This window comes from Streptomyces sp. YIM S03343 (assembly GCF_054729195.1).
Map to the genome: position 1 here is coordinate 53,239 of NZ_JBPUKX010000002.1, position 21,270 is coordinate 74,508.

Consider the following 21,270-nt stretch of genomic DNA (forward strand, 5'->3'; position numbering starts at 1 on the left):
TCTACACAACCGGAAACATGAGCACAGCAGACTTCTGTTACATACCGCCCACATCGCCGTGACTCTCACATACATCCCACAACGACTCTGACATGACGTCAAATTGACGCCCCGCCATCCCTCCCGGCCCTCCTACGTCTGGCCCGGCCGTCCGACCGCCACCCCCACGCCACCCCAGCACGCTTCCCGCCACCACCCGACGGTTTCATGGGGCGGGAGTGCTGCTCTCGTCGGTTGCGAGGCCGCGGGCGTCGGCCGTACCGGAGCTATGTGGTAGACATTCATGTTTCCGCCCTGGACCCCGTAGGCATGACCGTAGTCACGGGCGGTGATGTTCTGCACCCACTGCTGTCGAGGTTGGGGCAGCTCAGCCCGAACGGCGTCAACGAGGGCTTGAAACTCCTTGTGGAGGTCGGGGTGCCGGCGCAGGAAGTCTGCCAGCCGCCGGTTCCAAGGCGCGACGAGGTCCTGGCGGGCACCGTCGGTGTGTCGGGGTCCTGTGCCACCAGGGCAGCATCGCCGTCCAGTTGAGCTGCGATCACGGCGGCCTGTCGGCCCTGGTCATAGGCGAACAATTGCACGACCGCGTGCCGGGTGCTGTCCCAGGCGCTGGTGGCGATGGCCGCCACCACGGTCGTGGCTCCGGTCATGGCCAGCCCTGCCAGTACTTCTTCCAGCATCTGTGTCTCCTTTGACCCTCGCCGGAAACGGCCGATGTGTGGTTCTGCCGCAAGCACTGGGGCGGCCTTCCGTCTTCGCCGCTCAGCAGTCTTCGAGCTCGGCCAGGCGTGTATGTATCTCCTCTGCGTCCGGGACGCCCAGCTCCACGTACAGCTCGAGTGCTCTGCGCCAGCCGTCGCGCGCTGCGATGGCGTCCCCCGCCTCGAAGCGCAGCCGGGCCAGGCCAGCCTGAGCGCGCGCCTGCTCGTAGCGGTCGCCGATCTCGGTGGCCAGTGCCAGCGCCGCCGCGTGCTGGGTGCGCGCCAGCACTGGTTCGCCGCAGCCTCGGAACGCTTCCCCGAGACCGTTGAGTGTCTCGATCTCGCCCGCGATGTCTCCGAGGTCCCGGAACAGGGCGAGGGCCTGTCGCTGGTGCTGCGCCGCATCTGCGTGCCGACCCTCACCGATGTCGCGGGCAAGCCCCGCTACTTCCAGAGTTACGACTACGACGAAGCCGACGAAGCCGACGACCAGATCCTGCACGAACCACGCACCGGCCCGATCGTGCGCTACGAGTCGATGGACACCATCGGCGGTCCGGTCGTGATCGGTGTCCCCATCTGACCCTGGCTCAGGGCCGGTAGACCATACCCGGCTGGGACTTGGCCGGGGCGAGCAGCTGCGACACCGTGACGATCGTGTAGCCGCGCTGCTTGAGCGCCCTGAGGATCCCAGGAACGGCGGGCACGGTGCCCTTGTGCAGGTCGTGCAGCAGGATGATGCCGTCGCGGTGGGTCTGATCGAGCACACGCTTGGTGATCAGGGCCGAGTCGGTCGTCTCGTAGTCCTTGGCCGTGACGCTCCACAGCACTTGTGCCAAACCCAACTCTCGGCAGATCTTGGCCACTTTGCGGTTGGTGCGGCCTTGCGGCGGGCGCATCAGAGCGGGCCTGGTGCCGGTGATCCTCTCGATGGCGCTCTGCGTGCGCGTCAGTTCCTGACGCGCCTCGTCCTGATCGATCTGCGTAAGGATCTTGTGACTCCAGGTGTGGTTGCCGATTTCATGCCCCTCGTCCGAGATGCGACGCAGAATCTCGGGGTACTTCCCGATGTGGCCAGCGCCCTGTACGAAGAATGTCGCGTGCAGGTGCTCCCGCTTCAGGATGTCCAGCAGCCCGGGGGTCGTCGGGCTGGGGCCACCGTCGAAGGTGAGGGCCACACACTTCGCCTTACGGCAGTCGACTGGTCCGGCCACGGATCCGGATGCCTTGTCCCGGGCGGCGCGCGGCGACGTGTGATCGTACGTCGTGACCGTCAGGGCAATGATCACCGCGACGGTCAGGACGACGGTCACTGCTGCCACGAGCACGATGAGTATGCGCGACCGTCGTATTCGTACTGATGAAGGCACGGGAGACCTTTCCCTGGATCGGATGATGCCCGACGTGCTGATTGACGGCCTTTCCAGTCCTTGGGTTCGTCCGCGAGTGTGTTCCTTTGGCTGTCGCGCGAAAAAGGGGAAGCGGGCGGGCCGGGCCTGCTCTCTCTCGCGCTGGGACGTCCCTCCATCCCGTACGGTGATGAGGCCATGGCCGAGGAATCGGCCGGGCCGACGATGAGGTATCGCGGATGGCCGCTTCCGCCCCGGGACGGAGTTGCCTACCGGTGGTTCGTTGAGATCCGGTGGTGGCGTGGTTTGACGGCTGGCCGGGTTGGCCGTAGGTCGGCGGTTGGAGTCAACTGCCTTGCTGGGGACTGAAGATGACCGCTCGCCGTCCGTGTCCGCCTGCGCCGGGTCCGTTGGAGGAGTACGCGCCCCGGTTCGACGACTTCTTCTTCAGCCTGGCCCAGCGACGGGGGTTTTATGAGTATCTGACCGGGCTGCTGGCGCCGAGGTAGAGGAACAAGACGGTCACCTGTCTGGCGGGTGCGGGGATGCCGGGGGCGCAGTGGCTGCAGTTCTTCCTGTCCAAGTCGCCCTGAGATGGCAGCAGGTCAACGACCGCTGCCTTGAACTGCTGGGCGAGGAGCCGGCAACGGCTCCGCACGACGGCGGGGTCATCGTGATCGACGACTCCGGGGACCGCAAGGACGGCACGGCCACCGCGCACGTGGGCCGGCAGTGGCTGGGCCGGCTGGGCAAGACGGACAACGGCATCGTCACGGTGACCACGGTGTGGACCGACGGCCGCGTCTACACCCGCTGCACGCGAGGCCTTACACCCCCGCCCACCACTTCGCCCGCGGCCGGTCCGATCCCGCCTTCCGCACGAATCCGCAGCTGGCCGCGGCCCTCGCAGCCCGGGGCGAGGAGGCGGGCTTCGGCTGCCGGGCGGTGGTCGCCGACTGCGCCTACTCCGTCAGCGACGACCGGTACCTCGCAGTGCGCGAGGCAGGTCTGGCCTATGTGACGGTGCCGACGGGGAGGGCGAGGCGGTCGGCTCGCCGGCCCCCGCAACCGTCGACGACGCCGAGGGGGCCGGCGACTCCGGCGGCCCCTGGGTCTTTGTGGTGGAGGCCGCTTGCGTGGCGGAGGCCGACGGCAGCGACGTGCCGGTCGTGGCGGACGCCGGGCCGGTGCCGAGTACGCCCGTGCACAGGCCGAGCGCAAGGGCCGGAAACCATCTGTATATGGAACACAACGAGGAATCTTCCCATCTTGGAGGAAGCCGAACGATGAGCGGTACCGAACTCCTCGGAATCGCAAGCCAGTTCGACGTGAAGATCGGTAACATACTAGCGATCAGTTCCTGACATGGCATCAAATATCAGACAGGTAGGCGATGGACCGACTCCGTTCAGCCGCGTGGACGGCAATCCCGCTCCTGCTGCCCCTCCTGGCGGCTGGGCCGGCCTCGGCCTCCTCGCCGTCGCCGACTCTGCCCCTGCACAGTGTCCGGTCGGTGCATCCCGGCGACACCCTGACGGCCATCGCCAAGGTCGGACAGGCCGCGTACGGCGACACCGTCAACTCACACGCGTTCGTCGCGGCCGGCAAGCTGCGCATGATGGCACCACTGCTGACAGCCACCGTCACCATCGCCTGCGACGCTCGCCCCGGCACCTATCCGGTTACCCGGGACTCCGCCGGAGTCAACGCCGAGGTGCCGGCTGGTCAACCGGCCCCATGGGCGCGGGTGCAGGTCGAACCCGCTGACGAGGACGCACGCCGCGCGTGCCGCGACAAGGTCAAGAACATGCCCCCGCCGGACCGCGAGGAACGCAGGGCGGCAAGCGACACGTGGCCCCAGTCGCCCTGGGACGTACGGACCTTCAAGGCCGACAGCCGCATCACGATCACCGACAACGACGACGAGGGATCGGACGGGTACATCACCCTCACCTCGCGTGCCTTCACCGACCGGCCCACCCTCCGCGGCGACAAAGCCGTCCTGACCCCCACGACCACACTCAAGTGCGACGCCACACCCGGGCTCTACGTCGTCTACCGACATGACGTCAGCCAGGACGGCACTGACAAAGCGTGGGCCCGGCTGCGGATCACCCCCGCCGCACGAGCAGGTGCCTGCTCCACACAGGCGGCACGCTCTTCCGGGACATCCCGCACCGCGCTGGCGGCCTGGAGCGTGTGGCGGCGTGCTCCTCGCCTCAGCAGTGGGTTCAGCGCTACTCCTACGGGCCCGGTCCCGCCGCCCGAAGCCCACGTGAACGCAGCGCCGCGCGCTGCGCCTGGAGGTCCTCGTGGCGGGCCGGACCGTCGATGAGGCCAGTTGACGGGAGAGTGGGCCAGACTTTGCGCTCGGGCCCGGCCGACCGATGCCCCATCGGTGCACATCGTTCCAGGAGAGGCATACATGTCATCGATCGAGACCCTGCTCCACCGTCGCACCGACCTGTCCGCCTTCGTGGTCCACTTCACCCGCGACACCGCGGACGGCACAGCCAGCGACAATCTGAAGGCGATCTTGGAAGATCGCACGATAGAGGCCCGCAGCGTCTTCGGCATGGCGGCCAAGCTCTCCAAGGATTACGAGGTCATCGCTGACACCCAGCGGACTGTCTGCTTCACCGAGACACCCCTCGAACACGCCTGGATGATGTGTGAGCAAATTCCCAACCGCACCATGAGGTTCAACGGCTACGGCATAGCCTTCACCCGTACTTTCGCTCGGCGCATGGGTGCCAACCCAGTGTGGTACCTCGATATCACTCCTGGCCACAACTGGCTGACCGTCCCTGTCAACAGCATGGTCGCCGAGGTCAGAGAAGTCGCCAGCGACCCGTCTGAGGGAGGAGAGGATGCGGCGGCGAAGGCCGATATCTTGCGCTTGACCCCCTTCATTGAGCAGATGGGCAAGCCACTGGAGACCCGGAAAGAGTTCTGGTGGGAGCGGGAGTGGCGCCATATAGGCGATTTTCACTTCACCTTCAGTGATCTGGTCGTGGTCTTCGCGCCAGAGGAAGAACACGACGACTTCGACGACCACCTCTGCGAGTTGAAGAAAAAGGGAAGGCGACCCAAGCTGGTCGACGCCCGCTGGGGTCTGGAGCGGATGATCGCCGCGCTCGCCAACGTCTCCGAGCCTGGCCCCTTCCCGCAATAACACGGGGTGAGCGGGCGGGCGCCGCGAACGCCCGCCGGCCGCCCCGGCCGTCGCCGCCACCTTCGCCGGAATGCCGACACCGACTTGCTGCGTGTGCTGCTGGAGGCCGACGCCGCCCAAATCACCGATGACGTAAGGCAGTTGCTGGTCGTCCTGCACGCCGAGCTGGCCGCGGCTCACATGCAGCCGAAGCCGTCCTTCGCGAGCGGCCAGGCCTCGACGCCTTCGGAGGTACGGACGTAGGCCTTCGCGCGGTCGTCCGTCAGCCACAACTGCCAGTCGTTCAGACGGTATCCGGTGTCATGGGCAGCCGCAGGCATACGGGCGTCCCCGTCGTAGGGGGAGGTGAGCATGTCCTGTGGCATCACCCGGTCCGGGTCGCGGACGTACAGCTTGTCGTGCTTGCTCTTCCGGATCGACAGGAAGGGGCGTCGGCGCAGACCTTGCCCGCGCAGTGGGAATCTGGTGGTCGAGGCGACGGCGAGTAGGTAGCCGATCTCGCGAGCCTCTCCAGGTCAATCGCCGCGTGCCCGAGCGGGGTCGAGTAGGCGAGGTAGTCGGCGCCGAGGTCCTGCTAGCAGGTCTTGTGGCAGAGGATGTGCCAGATCGCGACGGCGAGTTTGTGCATCACCGCGACCAGGGCCCGCTGCCGTTCGCGGCGGGCGGCGATGCGCCGGTGGTAGGCGCAGCAGTCTTTGTTCCGGTTCACCGACATGGGGCGGCGACGGCGGAAGGCTCACTGAAGTGCACGCTGGCCAAGCCGCCCTCGGCCCGGTCAGGGCCATCACCATGGTGCATGCCGTCTTCGATGCTGTTTCCCTGCTCCTTCGCCCACCATCTGCGGCAGACGTGGCAGCTGTCGACATGAGCGGAGCGCAGCCTGAAGACCGACTCACCCGGCTGTGGGAGGAACACCGGCGCGCCCTGTACCCGGACAGCTTCCGCGGCATTGACGTTGAGGGCGTGGAGCTGATCCTCCTGGACGCCGACGTCGCCTGCCTCGTCCAGAAAGAGCTGAACGGTGGGCTCGACGACAGCGGCATTGCCATCCTCTGGGCTTGCATCGCCGACCTCGACAAGGTCGTGACCCTGATCAACTCGCAGTACTGCGCCTCCTACTTTGCGAGACTTCGGACGATGGCCAAGCTCGCAGCAGCCCGCTACATCCCGACCGCGACCTGACACGTGGAGTCCACATTGGGATCTCCCACGACACTCGTCAGGGTCTGGCCCGGTCGCGTTCGATGATGATATCGGGGCGTCTGACGGTTTTGCCCACGTCGTAGCGGGTGGCGGGCTGCTGGTTCTTGGAGCCGAGCGGCCTGCCCGGGCCGGGCCGGGCAGGGCCGGGCCGGGCAGGGCCGGGCCGGGCAGGGCCGGGCCGGGCCGGTTGGGTTTGGGCGCACGGGCCGGACAGGGCAAAGTCGGGCGGAGGTTTCTGAACCCGCCTCGGACACGGGCAGAGGTAAGCCTGTTCGATTGGAAAGCAGAGCGGGAGAAGGAACATCATCCCGGTGAGCGCGACGCGAGCAGCCACGTTGTGGCGGGTGGTCCGGGCACTCCTGAGACACCGGCACGCCTGTTACCTGTAAGGAGCCTTAACAGATCCTCAAGCCAACCTTGATCAGAGTCATTGCCGCCTGTCACCTGCTGGGATGAGATTCGGGCGGCTCACCGCGGCCGCCGCTCTCACCCGTACGCTCTCGCATGAGGGCCGCGGAGAGCCGATTTCCAGGAGAACACAGTGGCGCACTCCCACCGGCAGCGCCGGCTCAGCCGACGGAAGGCCGTGCTCACGGCCGGATCGGCCGTAGTGGCCGGCACACTCGCCGTCGTCGGCACCCACGCCATGGCGAGCACCGGCGGCGCCAGCACCGCCACCGGCTCGGTTGCCGCCGGCAACGCGACGGCCAAGGCGGGGAGCTGGAAGCTGATGTGGCACCCGGACGCGGCCAAGGACGGGCTGGGCGCCTTCGAAGGCGTCGAGGACGACCGGTCCGGCTCGCACCCCGGTGTCAAGCACATCTATGTCAAGGACGGGGCGTACCGCTTCGACATGCACCTCAAGGACCGCGACGGTTCGGACCGACAGCGCAACGAGGCCAAGGGGATGTCTGCAGCCGGCCAGGACCTGAAGATCCTCCGGGGCCAGACCTGGCGCTTCACCTACTCCATGTACATCCCGAGCTCGCTGCACGCCACGACCAGCTTCACCCACATCATGCAGTTCAAGGAGCCTGGCGGCGGCACATCGCCGATCATCGTCATGTCGCTGCGCCAAAGCGGCGGCAAGCCCACCATCGAACTCAACTCGGCTCTGAGCGGGAAAATCGTCGGCCGTACCCCTCTCACCCCGCTCCAGGACAAGTGGATCAGCACCCAGCTGGACATCACTTTCAAGGACGGCACCAGCGGCAAGATCGACTGGACGGTCAACGACGGCTCCACCACCGTCGCCAACGCCTCCGCAAGCGGCCTGGACACCTGGCTCGGCCCCGAGCGGGCGCGCCCCAAGTGGGGCATCTACCGCTCCCTGAAAGACCAAGCCAACCTGCGCGACACCTACCTGCTCATCAAAGACGTCAAGGCCTACCAGCAGCAGTAGCGAGCTCAACACAACGAACGGCCCTCATCGCCCTGGCCAACCAACACCATCGGCAGGGTCCTGCTGAGATGGCCACCACCGAGCAGACCACCTGGTGATCGCCCCCGAGGTGCGTATCGAGCAGATCAGGCGGCGGCCGGCCGGACTGCGCATCGAGGGGCTGGTCGACCGCATCGCCGTGCCGCAGGCCGGACGGACAGATGTGTGGTTCCCCACCCCTACGGCATGCAACGCGCCTCCGAATGGCCCGAGATGCGCGGGCACCGGCCGTCCAGGACCGCGGCTGATCCGACCGCCCTGCGGCTGAAGGCCGGCCACACGCCGACCGTGACCGAGACCGCCCTCGCTTTCCAACTGGCCGTCTGGACGGGGGCGCTCACCAACTGATGCCGGCCTCCACCGGCAGGTGGTCGCTGCCGTCGGCCGGGAGCACCCACGAGCGGTCCGGTTCCACACCCCGGACCAGGATCTGGTCGATCCGCACCACCGGGAACGCGGCCGGCCAGGTGAAGCCGAAGCCGGAGCCGGCCGTATCCTGGGCCGAGCGCAGCTGTGAGGTGAGGTCGGCGAGCGCGCGGTCGCCCGTCGTGCCGTTCAGGTCGCCGAGCAGCACCACCTGCTTGCTCGGATCGGCGGCGACGGCCTTGCCGAGCGTCTGCACACCGATGTTCCGCGAGGCCGTCCAGAAGCCTTCCCTGGGCATCACGCGGACGGACCCCAGGTGGGCCACGTACACCGTCAGCGGCCCGTGGCTCGTGGCCACGGTGGTGCGCAGCGCCCGGTTCGTGGCCAGCTTGTCGGCGGCCGGCTTTGAAGCGGCCAACGGCCCGTAGTCCATGATGTCGATCGTCCGGGTGTCCGAGATGGGCAGCTGGCTCCACAGACCGACTGCGCCCTGCACCGTGTGGTACGGGTACGCGTGTGCCAGGCCTTGCTCGTACAGGGGCGTGGCCTGCGGGGTCAGCTCCACCAGGGCCAGCACGTTCGCGCCAGAGGCGGCCAGGTGGCGTGCGGTGGCGGCCGGGTCGGGGTTGTCGGCGTCGACGTTCTGCTCGGCCACGGTGATATCACCCCCTGTGTGGGACTTGTCACCGAGCAGCCCGCCGAAGAGGTTCAGCCACACCACGGTCGGCAGCAGCACCGCGACCACCGCAATGGCGGAGCGGCGCCACAGGGCCGCGACCAGCAGCACCGGGACGAACAGGCCGAACCACGGCAGGACGGTCTCCACCAGGCTGCCGAGGTTCCCGAACCCGTTCGGGATCTCGGCGTGCAGCAGCATGACGAGGCCCAGCAGCAGCGCCGGCGCCGCGAGCACCCGGCCGCGTTTCCAGGGCTCCGGCCGGGAGGCGGCGCGCCTCGCCCTGCAGACCGTGGCGGGGACGGCGGCGATCACTGACCGTGGAGTGTGGTTCATGCGGCCAGTCAACGCAGCGCGGTGTTGCCGGCGCGTATGGGATTTTCGATACGCGGACGATATGTCCCGGCTCGTAGCATCGGGAGCATGCGCGTGCTGATCGTCGAGGACGAACCCTTTCTGGCCGAGGCCGTCCGCGACGGTCTGCGCCTGGCGGCGATAGCGGCTGACGTCGCGGGGGACGGCGACACCGCACTGGACCTGCTGAGTGTCAACGCCTACGACATCGCCGTCCTCGACCGCGACATCCCCGGGCCGTCCGGCGACGAGATCGCCCGACGCATCGTCGCCTCCGGCAGCGGCATGCCGATCCTCATGCTCACTGCGGCCGACTGTCTCGACGACAAGGCCTCCGGGTTCGGACTCGGCGCCGACGACTACCTCACCAAGCCGTTCGAGCTCCAGGAGCTCGCGCTCCGGCTCCGGGCGCTCGACCGCAGGCGCACCCACAGCCGACCGCCCGTGCGCGAGATCGCCGGCGTGCGGCTGGACCCCTTCCGCCGCGAGGTCTACCGCGACGGCCGCTACGTCGCGCTCACCCGCAAGCAGTTCGCCGTGCTCGAGGTCCTCGTCGGCGCCGAAGGCGGTGTCGTCAGCGCCGAGGAAATGCTGGCCCGTGCGTGGGACGAGAACGCCGACCCGTTCACCAACGCGGTGCGCATCACGGTGTCGGCCCTGCGCAAGCGTCTCGGCGAGCCCTGGATCATCGCCACCGTGCCGGGCGTCGGCTACCGCATCGACGTACAGCCCGAGGCCGGAGGTCAGGGAGCCGTCCGTGGATAGGGCGCCGGGGGTCAGCGTTCGTCTCAAGCTCACCCTCAGCTACGCCGGCTTCCTCATGGTGGCGGGCGCCCTGCTGCTCGCGGCGGTGTGGATGTTCCTGCTGCGCTACGTCCCCGACCGCGCGCTCATCATCCCCGGCTCCATGGGCGGCACGACCCACGGCGTCTTTCCCGTCCGGTCCAACCTGCTGCACGTCTTTGCACCGAGGGCCGCCGCGGTGTTGGGCTTCCTGCTGGTGTTCGGCCTCGTCGGAGGGTGGCTGCTGGCCGGCCGGATGCTCGCCCCGCTGTCCCGGATCACCGACGCCACCCGCCGGGCCTCGACCGGATCGCTCTCCCACCGGATCCGGCTGCCCGGCCGCAAGGACGAGTTCCGCGAACTCGCCGACGCCTTCGACACGATGCTGGCACAACTGGAAGCCCAGGTCGCCGAGCAGCAACGGTTCGCCGCCAACGCCTCGCACGAGCTGCGCACCCCGCTCGCGATCTCGAAGGCTCTTCTCGACGTGGCCCACGCCGATCCGGACCGCGACACCGCCGAGGTCCTCGACCGCCTCAACGCCGTCAACACCCGGGCCATCGACCTCACCGAGGCCCTGCTGCTGCTCAGCCGCGCGGAGCAGCGGTCCTTCACCCGGGAACCCGTCGACCTCTCCCTCCTTGCGGAGGAGGCCACCGAGACGCTGCTGCCCCTCGCGGAGAAGCACGGCGTCACCATCGAGACCGGCGGCGACATCACACCCACGTCCGGATCGCCGGCGCTGCTCCTGCAGCTGACCACGAACCTCGTGCACAACGCGATCGTCCACAACCTGCCCGAACGCGGCACCGTGCGGGTGCAGACCGGTGTCCGCCCGAACAGCGTGGTGCTCACCATCGAGAACACCGGCGAGCAGGTCACCCCGGAACTGGTCGCGACGCTCACCGAACCGTTCCGGCGTGGCACCGAACGCCTCCACACCGACCACGCGGGTGTGGGCCTCGGCCTGGCCATCGTCAGGACCATCACCCACGCCCACGACGGAAGCCTCACCCTCACCGCCCGCCCCGAAGGCGGGCTCCGCGTCACCGTCGAACTACCCTCGACCGACTTGCCCTCCCACTGACCTGGCCGGGGCTTCTGCACGTTCGCGGGGCGGGAGCGGCCCTGGGCGCGCAGGGGGTCGTAGAGGCGGGAGCCACTGAGGCCCACACACCCGTCTCCGCTCGGCTCCGCGGAGGGATCAATCCGCCGGATCGGGCTGTCAGCCATGGGGTCGTTCCGGGTCGAGCCGTGCGACAGGACGTGATGCGGCCCGACGTGATCACGAGGGCCCGGCGGTGCCCTTGAAGGTGGCGGCCGGCTGTGCGTGACTGGAGGGAGCAACAGCGGCCTGGCCGACTCGAGGTGCCCCGGATGGGATTCATCGGCACAGTGGGACTGGTACTCCACCCCGAGCGCACCTGCGCGCCCACCGTGGAGGCCGTGGTCGGGTGGAGCCGGGCCCGCGGGACGAAGGTCCTGGGGCTGGCGGCGGAGGTGGCCCGGATCGGCTGCGAGGCCATTCCGGTCGAGGCCGAGGAGATGGCCACGAGCGCCGACCTGATGATCAGCCTCGGCGGGGACGGCACCATGCTGCGCGCCATGCGGCTCGCGACCGCGGGCCACGCACCGGTCCTGGGCGTCAATGTCGGACGTCTGGGCTTCCTCGCCGAGGTCGACATACCGGAACTCCCTGCAGCCCTGGATGCCATCGACGCCCACCGTTTCACCGTGGAAAACCGCTCCGGCGTCCACGCCCGCTTCGGGACCGCACAGGAGACGGCACTCAATGACGTCGTGCTCGTGCGCAGCCCGGGACACAAGTCCGCAGCGGTCGCCGTACGGGTCCAGGGCGAGCCCTTCGTGGCCTACACCGCCGACGCGGTCGTCGTCGCCACGCCGACCGGCTCCACCGCGTACAGCTTCTCCGCCGGCGGCCCGATCGTCTCCCCCAACGCAGAGGGGCTGCTGATCACCCCCGTGGCTCCACACGCCGCGTTCAACCGCTCCGTGTTCCTCTCCAGCGGCGAGCGACTCGACCTGGAAGTCCTGCCGCACAGCGGCGACCTCGCCGTGGAGGCCGACGGCCTCCTGGCCGGCCACGTCGCACCGGGCGACAGCGTGCAGGTGACCATGCTGCCCGCCGCCGCACGCGTCGTCCGACTCGGCCACACCACGTTCTACCAGCGCGCCCAGCGCAAACTCCGGCTCACCGGCTCGGCGGAACACGGCTGACGCCCCGTTCCGCGCAGGGTGGGCGGGGATTTGGTGCGGCCAGGCCGCGCGGGTGAGGTAGAGGACCGGGTCGACCTCGTCCCGCCGGGCGCCGTCCCAGTCCTCGTCCGTGACGTCCTCGAGCCAGCTGAAGCGGGTCCTGGCAGCTAGGTTGAACAGGACGTCGATACGGCCGAACTCGACGACCGCGAACTCCACGAGCCGCGCGGCCTCGGCAGGATCGGACAGGTGGCACGGCTGCAGCGACACCATCGTGCCGCCCGCCGCACGGACCAGATCCACGGTCTTCTCCGCCCGGTCGACCACCACGTCACAGCCGACGACCAGAGCTCCCGCTCGGGCGAAGGTCAGGGCGGTGGTGCGGCCCATGCTGCCGCCCGTGCCCGTGACGACGCAGACCTTCCCTTCCAGCCGGCCAGCCATCTCAGCGGCCCTCCAGGGTCGCCGCCGCGGCGCGCTGCTCCGCATCCACAACACCCACCTCGGCCTGCTGGTCGACGAGCACCACGGCGCAGCCATGGGCAGTCCAGCCGCTCAAGTCCTCCGTCATCATCGTTCTCCTCTGCGCGGACTGCCCGGTCGATCGTCCGTTCAGGCTCACGACTGGGAAGTCAGGGGTTGTCTCATGCAACGATTCGGTACATGTTCACGCTCCGTAGGGGGAAGGAGCCGCTCGCCCGGCGGTCCCGTCTCACGGTCGTATCCGGTGTCAGGGTCACGCCGGAGCAGGTGACACTCATCGCCGGAATCCGGTGATTCACCTCGTCCACCTTGCTGACGATGGCCAGGTCGGCCGGGTACGGGTGCAGCGCCTCGCGGATGAGCTCGTTCACGACGCCGGGGCCGTAGTACTGCGCGGTGTCGATGTGGGTGACGCCGTTGTCGACCGCGGCACGCCGCACGCGCAATGCTTCGTCGCGGTCGCGTGGCGGGCCGAAGACGTTGTCGCCGGCCAGCTGCATCGCGCCGTATCCGATCCGGCGCACGCGCCATGGGCCGAGAGCGGACGACCCTGCGGCATCGATGGCGTACATGTGGTTCGACCAGGCCTCTTCCGGGGTTGGGTCGCTGCTGGTGCTTGTGCCCGAGCGCTCGCCCGGATCCGACGGCATCAGAAATCCTCCCGTTCGCATCGCGGCTGCGGTGATCCAACCGCAGAGGCTCAGCAGAGGCTCAGCTGCGCAGGGTCTTCATGGCTGTTGACCAGGACTCCAGCTGGTCGAACAGGCCGGCCGCCGCGGCGTCGTGGTGCGCGTCCGGTTTGAAGAGGGAGAAGTTCTCGAAGTCGGTGAACAGCGAGAAGCACAGCTGCTGCCTGACGTGGGCCAGCTGGAGTTCACTCGCGACGGAGCGCAGGTGCTCGACGGCCCGGACGCCGCCGACGGTGCCGTAGGAGACGAAGGCAGCGGCCTTGTCGTTCCACTCGGCGTAGGCGAAGTCGATGGCGTTCTTAAGGACGGCGGGGAGGGAGTGGTTGTACTCGGGGGTGACGAAGACGTAGCCGTCGTACTCGGCGACCTTGGCGGCCCACGCCCGGGTGTGCTCGCCCTGGTACTGGCCCATGGACGGGGCCAGCGGCTCGTCCATGAAGGGCAGGGGCCAGTCGGCGAGGTCGACCAGTTCGTACTCGGCGGCGGTCCTATCACCGGCGCGGCCGATGACCCAGTCGGCGACGCCCTTGCCGTTGCGGCCGGGGCGGGTGCTGCCGAGGATCATGGGAACCCCCGCACGAGGGGCGGCCGTACGCCACGGCCGTCGGCTGCGGGACTCAGCCGAGGGCGCGGTCGAGGTTGACGGCTGCGCTGATCAGCGAGAGGTGGGTGAACGCCTGCGGGAAGTTGCCGAGTTGCTCGCCGGTCCGGCCGATCTCCTCTGCGTAGAGGCCGACGTGGTTGGCGTAGGTGAGCATCTTCTCGAACGCCAGCCGGGCCTCCTCCAGGCGTCCGGCTCGGGTGAGTGCCTCGACGTACCAGAAGGAGCAGATCGAGAACGTGCCCTCGGAACCGTGCAGGCCGTCCGGGCTGGCCTCCGGGTCGTAGCGGTAGACCAGTGAGTCGGAGACCAGGCCCGAGGTGAGCGCGTCCAGGGTGGAGAGCCACTTGGGGTCGGTGGGCGCGATGAACTTGGCCATCGGCATCATCAGCACCGACGCGTCGAGGATGTCGCTGCCCAGCGCTTGGACGAATGCCCCGCGCTCGGCCGACCAGCCCTCGCGCATGATCTGCCGGTAGATCATGTCCCGGTTCTGCCGCCAGCGCGGGAGATCGGCCGGCAGGCCGCGGCGGTTGGCCATCCGGATGGCGCGTTCGATCGCCACCCAGCACATCAGCCGCGAGTAGACGAAGTTCTTCCGGCCGCCGCGGGTCTCCCAGACACCTTCGTCGGGCTGGTCCCAGTGGTCGCAGAGCCAGTCCGCGACGGCACTGACCTCGTCCCAGTGGTCGCTGCTGATGGGCTGCCCCCACTTGTCGTAGAGGTAGACGGAGTCGATCAGTGCACCGTAGATGTCCAGTTGGAGCTGCCCGGTGGCGGCGTTCCCCACCCGCACCGGGGCTGAGCCCAAGTGCCCCTCGAGGTGGGTCAGCTCGGACTCGGGCAGGTCTCTCCGCCCGTCGATGCCGTACATGATCTGCAGCGGACCGGTGGGCCCGGTGCCCCGGGCAATGCCCCGCTCGGACAGGAAGCCCATGAACGCCTCGGCCTCCGAGGTGAAGCCCAGGCGGAGCATGGCGTAGACGCAGAAGGCGGCGTCACGGACCCACACGTACCGGTAGTCCCAGTTGCGCTCACCACCGACCCGCTCGGGCAGGCTGGTCGTCGGCGCGGCCACGATCGCACCGGTCGGCGCGTAGGTGAGCAGCTTCAGCGCCAGCGCGGAGCGGTGCACCACCTCCCGCCACCGGCCGCGGTAGCGCGAGCGGCTCAGCCACTGGCGCCAGAACCGGACCGTCGCCTCGGCCTGTGCCTGCGCCTCGGCGCGCGGGCAGGCCCGCGGGCGGACATCATCGGCGAGCTGGTCGAGGGCGAACACCATGGACTCGCCTTCGAGGAGTTTGAAGTGCGACCGCACGTCCGCGCCGTCGCATTCGAGGGGTGCGGTGGAGGTCAGGGCCAGTGAGAGCGAAGGAGACTCGAAGACGGCCTCCTGGGCCTGCATACGGACGGTGTGGGCCTCGGTGCCGTAGCCGAAGCGGGGCGCGATCCGCGCCCTGAACGGGAGGGTTCCCCGGACGCATATCACCCGTCGGATCAGCCGGTGGCGGGCTTCCTCGCTCGACTCGTCGACGACCGGCATGAAGTCCTGGATCTCCGCGACTCCGTCGGCCGCGTAGAACCGTGTGATCAGCACGTTGGTGTCGGGGAAGTAGAACTGGCGGGTACGGGCCGGCACGGCGGCGGCCAGCTCGAACGATCCACCGTTGTCGGCGTCGAGGATGGACGCGAACACGCTCGGCGCGTCGAAGCGCGGGCAGCAGTACCAGTCGATGGTGCCGTTGGTCCCGACGAGCGCGGCGGTGCGGAGGTCACCGATCAGGCCGTGCTCGGAGATCGGCAGGTAGCGCGAGTCGTCCACCCGTCCGAATCCGTTCCCGAACTCCATGACGGCCTCCCTAGCGTTTCGCTGTGGGCAGGTGCGCGGATCAAGAAGACTTCGCATTTCATGGTAGATCGCCCTGGGATACCAGCGCGGCAGGGTCAGGGTCAGCCCGTACGAACAACCCGCGCCCCAGATCCCGGCCGGAAACGGGTCCCGGGTGCCGGCGGCAGCGTCCCGGGCCAGGATGTCGCCCGGAGTGAAGAACGGACGTGAATTCATCCTCGCCCGCCGGACGAATCAGGTGAATCACCGGAATCCGGTGAGGCCCTCTCACCGCGTCGGCAGCGAGCCTGGTCCCCTCGCGAAAGCTCGCACGGCCGCCAGGGACGTGCTCCGAGGCCCAGGGAGATACCGTGACATCACCAGCCTCCGGCGCGGGTGATGTTCGTCAACGTCCCGATCGGGATCGTGGTGGCGGCTGCGGCACCACGCGTGCTGGCCGAATCGCCGCGCAGGCCCGGGCGGATCGACGCGCCAGGCGCGGTCACCAGCACCGGCGGAATCGCGCTGCTCGTCTACGGCCTCTCCAAGGCCGCCACCGGGTCCGACGGAGTTTCGCACTGGGGTGACGCGCAGGTGCTGGCATCGCTGACCGCGTCCGTAGCGCTGCTCGTATCCTTCGTCTGGATCGAAAGGCGCAGCCCCCACCCGCTGCTCCCCATGCGGATCCTCGCCGACCGCAACAGGGCGGGTACCTACCTGATCATGCTGTGCATCGCCACCGCGCTTTTCGGCCTGTTCTTCTTCCTCACCCTCTTCATGCAGTCCGTACTCAGCTACAGCGCGATCCAGTCGGGCGTCGCCTACCTGCCGTTCGCCATCGGGGTCGTGGCCGGTTCCGCGCTGGCATCGCCGCTGGTGGCGCGCATCGGCGCCCGGCCGCTGATCCTGGCCGACGCCGCCGCCGTCGCAGGCGGCACGTTCTGGTTCTCCAGACTGACCGAGCACTCCGGCTACACCGGCCAGCTGCTGGGCCCGCTGCTCCTGACCTCGGTCGGGCTCGGCCTGGTGTTCGTCCCGCTGTCCCTGGTCTCCCTGCACAATGTGGCCGAGCAGACTCCGGTGTCGCCTCCAGCCTGCTCAACACCGGCCAGCAGGTCGGCGGCGCGATCGGGCTCGCACTGCTCGGCACCGTCGCCTGGACCGCCGTCGCGAACAGCGTCAGGACTCAGACCGCGCACGCCGCCGCCGCGAAGCCGGGCACCCCTCCGTCCGCGTCCATCTACGACCACGCCCTGGCGGTCGGCTTCTCCCGTGCGTTCGTTGTCGCCGCAGGCGCAGCGCTGCTCGGCCTGCTCATCGCGATCGTCACCATCCGGGTCCACCGCCGGGAACTGGCCGGTGCCACGCCGGAGCCGCCGGCGGCAGTACCCCAGTCCGCCACCCCTCCGCCAACAGCGCCGCTGCCGGTGACCGTGCCGCGGGACGAGGACCGGGTCGCACGTGGCAAGGCGGCCAGACCGTGCCGGTACTGCTAGCCGGCACGACCCGTGCCGGCACTTCGGCGGGCGTAGCCCACAGCCCTCCCCCCACCTGGAACAAGGACCCCAGCGAGTCGAAGGAGAGAGATCCAGTGGCCGGTCCGGGCGCCAAGGTGCTCGCCGAGCTGGCCGACCTCATCGCCGAAGGACACCTGGAGGTGCCGATCGCGAACGTCTACCCGCTGGCGCAGGTCCGGGAGGCCTACACCGAGCTCGAACTCCGCCACACCCACGGCAAGACCGTTCTCAGACCCTGGAGAACACGTGCCAAACAGTCACTTCAGACGTTCCTCGGGGCGATGATGTCGGGGTCGGCGTAGACCAGGGCATGTGCCACGGCTCGGATTTCGGCGGGGAGCTGGTCGAACGCGTTCTGATAGTCGGGGCGGGCGATGCGTCCGCGGAGCCCGTCCGGCATGGCTGCGTAAGCGGCCGGAGACATAGTGCTGGCGAGGTCGCGCATGGTGATTGCAGCCATGAGGAGAGCAAAGGCAGCGTCGACCATCACTGTGCGTTCGTCTGAATTGAGCATGGACATCATCTCGCAGTGGTATCGCCCTGCGGCTGTTCTCCGTCGACCGGTTGCACACCTCTTCAGTCCTCTCGCGGTGGAGCCCGAACCTGAAACTTTGCAGCTCAGGGTCGGTATCCGGAGTGAAGTCGGCGAGTTCTGGCGTCTCGGTAGTGGCAGAGGCTTGTTGTCCTGCAGTCATCGACCTCTTGGCTGTTCCACGAGGCGCCACAGTCGTGGGCGGCACCTTTGCTGCGGCGCGCCTCAGCCTCGGCAGGCGTGGACTGGCCATGCTGCCTTGCCACGTAGTACGAAGTGGATGAGCAGTGCGTTCACGAAGCCGCCGTAATCACTGGGTGGCTTTCTGCTCCGAGCAGACGGCTGGCGCCCCACCACTTCGTCGACAACGACTCGGCGCACCACGGGCGCGTCCTGATCCCGCCGACGCGAACCAAGGCCGCGAATGAGGTCGCGGCGGTACTCGACCGACAGCATCGGCACGCCGCTGGCGGACACGTAGCGGGCGACGGGCCCGTCGAACAGGTCGATGTGGCCGAAGATGTACCCGCCGCCGTGGAAGAACAGCACGGCTGAGCCCGGCGTCGCCCCGTCCTTGACGTACCAGCGCATCTTGATCTGCGCGCCGTCGCCGGCGGTCGCATGGTGCTCGCTGGTCCTGACGTCGGCCGGGACGGGCTGGGCCGTTCCCGCGGCGCCGATGATCGGCTCCCACATGGCGCGGCGCCCTGCGATATCGCCTACGGCCGGTGGTATGACATCCGCCATCGCGCCGGCCTCGGCCCTTTCCTTTCGGTGGAGGATCGGTGTCAGTCTGCGGACGGGACGACGATGACCTTGCCGTGCACCGCGCCCTCGGCGGCGCGGGCGTGCAGCGTCGGCAGCTCGGCCAGCGGCACCCGCTCCGCGACGGCGACGCGCAGTTCGCCGCGGTCGATCAGGGCCACCAGCTGCGCCAGCTGGTCGGCGTCGCTGCGGACGAACAGGTCGATGCCCCGCACGCCGCGTTCCTCGTCGCTGGGGGCGGGCATCCATACCGTGGTGTTCACGACGACCCCGCCGGGACGGACCAGGGTGACCAGCGCGGCCAGCTCGGCCGGGTCGACCGGTGCGAGGTTCAGCGCGATGTCGACCGGTTCGGTCACTGCCGCGGTCACGCTGGTGGTGGTGTGGTCGATGACTTCGTCGGCGCCGGCGGACTTGACCGGCTCGCTGCTGTGCGGGCTCGCCGTGGCGATGACGTGGGCACCGGCATTCTTGGCCAGCTGCACGGCGTAGCCACCGACCGCGCCGCCGGCGCCGTTGATCAGCACGCGTTGCCCGGCCGTCAGCTCGCCGTGGTCGAACAGCGCCTGGTACGCGGTCAGGCCCACCAGCGGCAGCGCGGCGGCGTCGGCCAAGGGGACGTTCTTGGGCGCCGGGGCCAGGACCTCGGCCGGTGCGAGGACGTACTCCGCGGCTGCTCCATTGCCGTCCATCGGCAGGAAGCCGACGACGCCGTCGCCGACCTCGAGGCCGTCGACGCCCTCACCGAGCGCGTCGACCGTGCCGGCGACGTCGATACCGGGGGTGTGGGGCAGCACCACCGGGATGGGGCCACGCATGAAGCCGCCGCGGATGTTGCCGTCGACGGAGTTGAACGATGTCGCAGCGACGCGGATCCGGACCTGCCCGGTACCGGGGACGGGCTGCGTCACGTCTTCGTAGCGCAGGACGTCGGGGTCGCCGTACTCGTGGAAACGCACTGCCTTCATCAGAGTCTCGCTTTCACTTCCTGTCGATTACTTCGAACTCGAAGCAACTTCAGAACACGCTACAGCTGCTTCGAATTCGAAGCAAGTGGGGTCGGTCACCGCCGGTACGCCCTCATCGCCGCGATTGGCTCGACGTCGGCTTGGGCGATGCGTTCGCGCAATGGAGGTGCTCGAGCTGGACCGGCCTCATTCCTGCGGCCGGGCTGCCGTCATCGAGGAGGGCAGAGAACGACACTGCCCGACAGCCCGGCGGCCTCGACCAGCAACTGCGCCGGGAACTCGAAGCCCTCCGGGCGTGGCTCACGCAGGTCACGGCCCGCGTGGCGGAACATCTTCTCCAGCCCGCCGGGGGTCGCGATGAGCAGCAGGTCGGCCTTCTCGGAGGTGATGAGGATCCACTCGAGCTGTTGCTGATCCTCCCACTGGGCCAGGTAGGGGATGGTCATGGCCGGTCCTCAGGATCCTGGGCGGCGGCGCCCTCCTGACCGCGACCCTGCGCCACCCTGCCCGATCTCCACGTTCTGCGGTGCTCAGTCGGGCTCAATGCTGCCCACACCGTGCTGCTGTGACGGCTGGGACGGCTGGGACGGCTGGGACGGCTGGGACGGCGGCAGACCCATACTCTTCGAATTCGAAGCAGTAGACTTCGCTCATGCCTGATTCGCCGCCGTCGCTCGACCCCGTGCAGCTCGGCGCCTATTTCGACCTCATCGAGGTGACCAGCCTGCTCCGGCACGCGGTCGAACAGCAGCTGCGCGACGCCGGCGATCTCAGCTACGTGCAGTTCCAGCTGCTGGCCCGGCTCGGCGACTCACCGACGGGCAGTCATCGCATGACCGACCTGGCCGACGGCGTCGTCTACAGCCGCAGCGGCCTGACCTACCAGGCTGCCTCGCTCGAGAAGGCGGGCCTGGTCGTGCGCGCCCCTTCTCCGGACGACGAGCGGAGCATCACGGTCACCATCACCGATGCCGGGCGCTCGCTGCTCGCGCAGGTGCTGCCGGGGCACATCGAGGTGGTCAGCGGCCTGCTGTTCGAGCCGCTCTCGCGTAAAGACGTCGAAGCCCTCGCAGGTCTGCTGGCACCGGTGCGCGACCACATGCGCTCGACGCCGCCTCGCTCGGCCGCGCCTCGCCGACGCAGAGGCGGAGCATGAGGCCTCGACTCAGTCCAAGCGCTTGATCGGATCTTCGACGGCAGGACAGATCGGTGAAACTATTGACCCCGAAGCCGCGCCGGGTGTCGGCGGGTGAGGCTGCGCGCGCCGGCGTGGGGCGATCTGGTGATGATGCGCCGTCAACTGCTCACACTCGGGGAATTGGCGGAGCGGCAGCAGGCGCGACAGGACGGCATCGCCGAGCGCTGAACCCACCGCGGCCAGATCGTGGTGGGAGACCGTCACGACCGAGCACATCGCGAACATCGCGGTCCGCAACCCCGAGGTCGTCGGGGTCGGCCGGCACTACGGCATGACCATCCGCACCTGCCTGCCGACAGATCCCGAGACGAAGGGTGGAAGCGAGGACTTTCCCGCTGCCGGAAGCTCCGACCACCACTGCGAACCGGTGCTCATGCGCCAGAACCAGCAACGCCTTTCCATCCGCCGGCCCCGACCGAAGAAG

27 protein-coding genes and 4 pseudogenes are annotated in these 21,270 nt (G+C 68.7%); 14 read left to right on the forward strand and 17 right to left on the reverse strand.

The genetic code is table 11. The features are described from left to right. Positions 1 to 281 precede the first annotated feature (281 nt). Together ACSYGN_RS35985 and ACSYGN_RS35990 are read right to left on the reverse strand one after the other, a co-directional pair. Complete coding sequence (locus ACSYGN_RS35985) at positions 282 to 680, reverse strand: hypothetical protein (RefSeq protein ID WP_460404096.1); 399 nt, start codon at positions 678 to 680, stop codon at positions 282 to 284. Between the two features lie 82 nt (positions 681 to 762). Next, entirely contained in the window at positions 763 to 990 is a 228-nt protein-coding gene (locus tag ACSYGN_RS35990; protein WP_460404098.1) for a hypothetical protein, read from the reverse strand. Here ACSYGN_RS35990 and ACSYGN_RS35995 point away from each other — a divergent pair. Next, entirely contained in the window at positions 970 to 1,284 is a 315-nt protein-coding gene (locus ACSYGN_RS35995) for a hypothetical protein (protein ID WP_460405825.1), read from the forward strand. The two genes, ACSYGN_RS35990 and ACSYGN_RS35995, sit on opposite strands and share 21 nt — an antisense overlap. Positions 1,285 to 1,291: 7 nt before the next feature. Here the strand turns inward: ACSYGN_RS35995 and ACSYGN_RS36000 are convergent, their stop codons facing one another. Further along, positions 1,292 to 2,023 (reverse strand): polysaccharide deacetylase family protein, encoded by a 732-nt coding sequence (locus ACSYGN_RS36000; protein ID WP_460404100.1) that lies wholly within the window; start codon positions 2,021 to 2,023, stop codon positions 1,292 to 1,294. A 398-nt stretch (positions 2,024 to 2,421) separates the two neighbouring features. On the opposite strand from ACSYGN_RS36000, the pseudogene ACSYGN_RS36005 reads away from it, so the two are divergent. The 4 genes and pseudogenes from ACSYGN_RS36005 to ACSYGN_RS36020 all read left to right on the forward strand — a co-directional run. Continuing rightward, a pseudogene (locus ACSYGN_RS36005) lies at positions 2,422 to 3,076 on the forward strand (IS701 family transposase); the annotation flags it as partial. 110 nt (positions 3,077 to 3,186) lie between these two features. Continuing rightward, entirely contained in the window at positions 3,187 to 3,414 is a 228-nt protein-coding gene (locus ACSYGN_RS36010; protein ID WP_460405827.1) for a hypothetical protein, read from the forward strand. 149 nt (positions 3,415 to 3,563) lie between these two features. Then, a complete protein-coding gene (locus ACSYGN_RS36015) occupies positions 3,564 to 4,385 on the forward strand; it encodes a hypothetical protein (RefSeq protein WP_460404102.1) in 822 nt (273 codons plus the stop codon). A gap of 90 nt (positions 4,386 to 4,475) precedes the next feature. Continuing rightward, complete coding sequence (locus tag ACSYGN_RS36020; RefSeq protein WP_460404104.1) at positions 4,476 to 5,225, forward strand: abortive infection system antitoxin AbiGi family protein; 750 nt, start codon at positions 4,476 to 4,478, stop codon at positions 5,223 to 5,225. Between the two features lie 176 nt (positions 5,226 to 5,401). Here ACSYGN_RS36020 and ACSYGN_RS36025 read toward each other — a convergent pair whose 3' ends face one another. Both ACSYGN_RS36025 and ACSYGN_RS36030 read right to left on the reverse strand, forming a co-directional pair. Beyond that, complete coding sequence (locus tag ACSYGN_RS36025) at positions 5,402 to 5,590, reverse strand: hypothetical protein (RefSeq protein ID WP_460404106.1); 189 nt, start codon at positions 5,588 to 5,590, stop codon at positions 5,402 to 5,404. Positions 5,591 to 5,799: 209 nt separating this feature from the next. Continuing rightward, on the reverse strand, positions 5,800 to 5,934 hold the full coding sequence (locus ACSYGN_RS36030) for a hypothetical protein (protein WP_460404108.1): 135 nt from the start codon (positions 5,932 to 5,934) through the stop codon (positions 5,800 to 5,802). Positions 5,935 to 6,014: 80 nt separating this feature from the next. Here ACSYGN_RS36030 and ACSYGN_RS36035 point away from each other — a divergent pair, with 80 nt between their 5' ends. Further along, complete coding sequence (locus ACSYGN_RS36035) at positions 6,015 to 6,407, forward strand: hypothetical protein (RefSeq protein WP_460404110.1); 393 nt, start codon at positions 6,015 to 6,017, stop codon at positions 6,405 to 6,407. A gap of 37 nt (positions 6,408 to 6,444) precedes the next feature. Here ACSYGN_RS36035 and ACSYGN_RS36040 read toward each other — a convergent pair. After that, positions 6,445 to 6,698, reverse strand: a pseudogene (locus tag ACSYGN_RS36040) (hypothetical protein); the annotation flags it as partial. Between the two features lie 271 nt (positions 6,699 to 6,969). On the opposite strand from ACSYGN_RS36040, the gene ACSYGN_RS36045 reads away from it, so the two are divergent. Both ACSYGN_RS36045 and ACSYGN_RS36050 read left to right on the forward strand, forming a co-directional pair. Continuing rightward, positions 6,970 to 7,830 carry a Tat pathway signal sequence domain protein gene (locus tag ACSYGN_RS36045; RefSeq protein WP_460404112.1) on the forward strand — a complete coding sequence of 287 codons (861 nt, stop codon included), beginning with the start codon at positions 6,970 to 6,972 and terminating at the stop codon, positions 7,828 to 7,830. Positions 7,831 to 8,055: 225 nt separating this feature from the next. Continuing rightward, entirely contained in the window at positions 8,056 to 8,217 is a 162-nt protein-coding gene (locus ACSYGN_RS36050) for a hypothetical protein (RefSeq protein WP_460404114.1), read from the forward strand. On the opposite strand, the gene ACSYGN_RS36055 is transcribed toward ACSYGN_RS36050, so the two are convergent. Further along, complete coding sequence (locus ACSYGN_RS36055) at positions 8,207 to 9,247, reverse strand: endonuclease/exonuclease/phosphatase family protein (RefSeq protein ID WP_460404116.1); 1,041 nt, start codon at positions 9,245 to 9,247, stop codon at positions 8,207 to 8,209. The two genes, ACSYGN_RS36050 and ACSYGN_RS36055, sit on opposite strands and share 11 nt — an antisense overlap. Positions 9,248 to 9,334: 87 nt before the next feature. Between ACSYGN_RS36055 and ACSYGN_RS36060 the strand changes: the two genes are divergently transcribed. The 3 genes from ACSYGN_RS36060 to ACSYGN_RS36070 all read left to right on the forward strand — a co-directional run bounded on the left by ACSYGN_RS36060 (position 9,335) and on the right by ACSYGN_RS36070 (position 12,286). Beyond that, entirely contained in the window at positions 9,335 to 10,030 is a 696-nt protein-coding gene (locus tag ACSYGN_RS36060) for a response regulator transcription factor (protein ID WP_460404118.1), read from the forward strand. Continuing rightward, positions 10,023 to 11,135, forward strand: a complete 1,113-nt coding sequence (locus tag ACSYGN_RS36065) for a sensor histidine kinase (protein ID WP_460404120.1) — start codon at positions 10,023 to 10,025, stop codon at positions 11,133 to 11,135. The genes ACSYGN_RS36060 and ACSYGN_RS36065 overlap by 8 nt, the downstream gene beginning before the upstream one ends. Before the next feature lie 290 nt (positions 11,136 to 11,425). Further along, a complete protein-coding gene (locus ACSYGN_RS36070) occupies positions 11,426 to 12,286 on the forward strand; it encodes an NAD(+)/NADH kinase (RefSeq protein ID WP_460404122.1) in 861 nt (286 codons plus the stop codon). 42 nt (positions 12,287 to 12,328) lie between these two features. Here ACSYGN_RS36070 and ACSYGN_RS36075 read toward each other — a convergent pair. The 5 genes and pseudogenes from ACSYGN_RS36075 to ACSYGN_RS36095 form a co-directional block, all read right to left on the reverse strand. Next, positions 12,329 to 12,754: pseudogene (locus tag ACSYGN_RS36075) on the reverse strand (SDR family NAD(P)-dependent oxidoreductase); the annotation flags it as partial. Further along, a complete protein-coding gene (locus ACSYGN_RS36080) occupies positions 12,711 to 12,836 on the reverse strand; it encodes a hypothetical protein (protein ID WP_460404124.1) in 126 nt (41 codons plus the stop codon). The pseudogene ACSYGN_RS36075 and the gene ACSYGN_RS36080, both read right to left, overlap by 44 nt. Positions 12,837 to 13,053: 217 nt before the next feature. Continuing rightward, positions 13,054 to 13,320, reverse strand: a pseudogene (locus tag ACSYGN_RS36085) (aldo/keto reductase); the annotation flags it as partial. A 139-nt stretch (positions 13,321 to 13,459) separates the two neighbouring features. Beyond that, positions 13,460 to 14,002 carry an NADPH-dependent FMN reductase gene (locus ACSYGN_RS36090; protein ID WP_460404126.1) on the reverse strand — a complete coding sequence of 181 codons (543 nt, stop codon included), beginning with the start codon at positions 14,000 to 14,002 and terminating at the stop codon, positions 13,460 to 13,462. 52 nt (positions 14,003 to 14,054) lie between these two features. Next, a complete protein-coding gene (locus ACSYGN_RS36095; RefSeq protein ID WP_460404128.1) occupies positions 14,055 to 15,887 on the reverse strand; it encodes a glycoside hydrolase family 15 protein in 1,833 nt (610 codons plus the stop codon). Positions 15,888 to 16,265: 378 nt separating this feature from the next. Here ACSYGN_RS36095 and ACSYGN_RS36100 point away from each other — a divergent pair, with 378 nt between their 5' ends. Next, complete coding sequence (locus ACSYGN_RS36100) at positions 16,266 to 17,297, forward strand: MFS transporter (protein WP_460404130.1); 1,032 nt, start codon at positions 16,266 to 16,268, stop codon at positions 17,295 to 17,297. 160 nt (positions 17,298 to 17,457) lie between these two features. Next, positions 17,458 to 17,685: a zinc-binding dehydrogenase gene (locus ACSYGN_RS36105; RefSeq protein ID WP_460404132.1), complete on the forward strand. Its 228-nt coding sequence runs from the start codon at positions 17,458 to 17,460 to the stop codon at positions 17,683 to 17,685. Here ACSYGN_RS36105 and ACSYGN_RS36110 read toward each other — a convergent pair. The 4 genes from ACSYGN_RS36110 to ACSYGN_RS36125 all read right to left on the reverse strand — a co-directional run bounded on the left by ACSYGN_RS36110 (position 17,646) and on the right by ACSYGN_RS36125 (position 20,094). Next, positions 17,646 to 17,843, reverse strand: coding sequence for a hypothetical protein (locus ACSYGN_RS36110; protein ID WP_460404134.1), 198 nt, complete (start codon positions 17,841 to 17,843; stop codon positions 17,646 to 17,648). The two genes, ACSYGN_RS36105 and ACSYGN_RS36110, sit on opposite strands and share 40 nt — an antisense overlap. Before the next feature lie 297 nt (positions 17,844 to 18,140). Beyond that, on the reverse strand, positions 18,141 to 18,611 hold the full coding sequence (locus ACSYGN_RS36115) for an alpha/beta hydrolase (protein ID WP_460404136.1): 471 nt from the start codon (positions 18,609 to 18,611) through the stop codon (positions 18,141 to 18,143). 92 nt (positions 18,612 to 18,703) lie between these two features. After that, positions 18,704 to 19,648 carry an NADP-dependent oxidoreductase gene (locus ACSYGN_RS36120; protein ID WP_460404138.1) on the reverse strand — a complete coding sequence of 315 codons (945 nt, stop codon included), beginning with the start codon at positions 19,646 to 19,648 and terminating at the stop codon, positions 18,704 to 18,706. A 209-nt stretch (positions 19,649 to 19,857) separates the two neighbouring features. Further along, positions 19,858 to 20,094, reverse strand: a complete 237-nt coding sequence (locus tag ACSYGN_RS36125) for a hypothetical protein (RefSeq protein WP_460404140.1) — start codon at positions 20,092 to 20,094, stop codon at positions 19,858 to 19,860. 206 nt (positions 20,095 to 20,300) lie between these two features. Between ACSYGN_RS36125 and ACSYGN_RS36130 the strand changes: the two genes are divergently transcribed. Beyond that, complete coding sequence (locus ACSYGN_RS36130; RefSeq protein ID WP_460404142.1) at positions 20,301 to 20,804, forward strand: MarR family winged helix-turn-helix transcriptional regulator; 504 nt, start codon at positions 20,301 to 20,303, stop codon at positions 20,802 to 20,804. A 9-nt stretch (positions 20,805 to 20,813) separates the two neighbouring features. Here ACSYGN_RS36130 and ACSYGN_RS36135 read toward each other — a convergent pair whose 3' ends face one another. Then, positions 20,814 to 21,050 carry a hypothetical protein gene (locus ACSYGN_RS36135; RefSeq protein ID WP_460404144.1) on the reverse strand — a complete coding sequence of 79 codons (237 nt, stop codon included), beginning with the start codon at positions 21,048 to 21,050 and terminating at the stop codon, positions 20,814 to 20,816. Between the last annotated feature and the right edge of the window lie 220 nt (positions 21,051 to 21,270).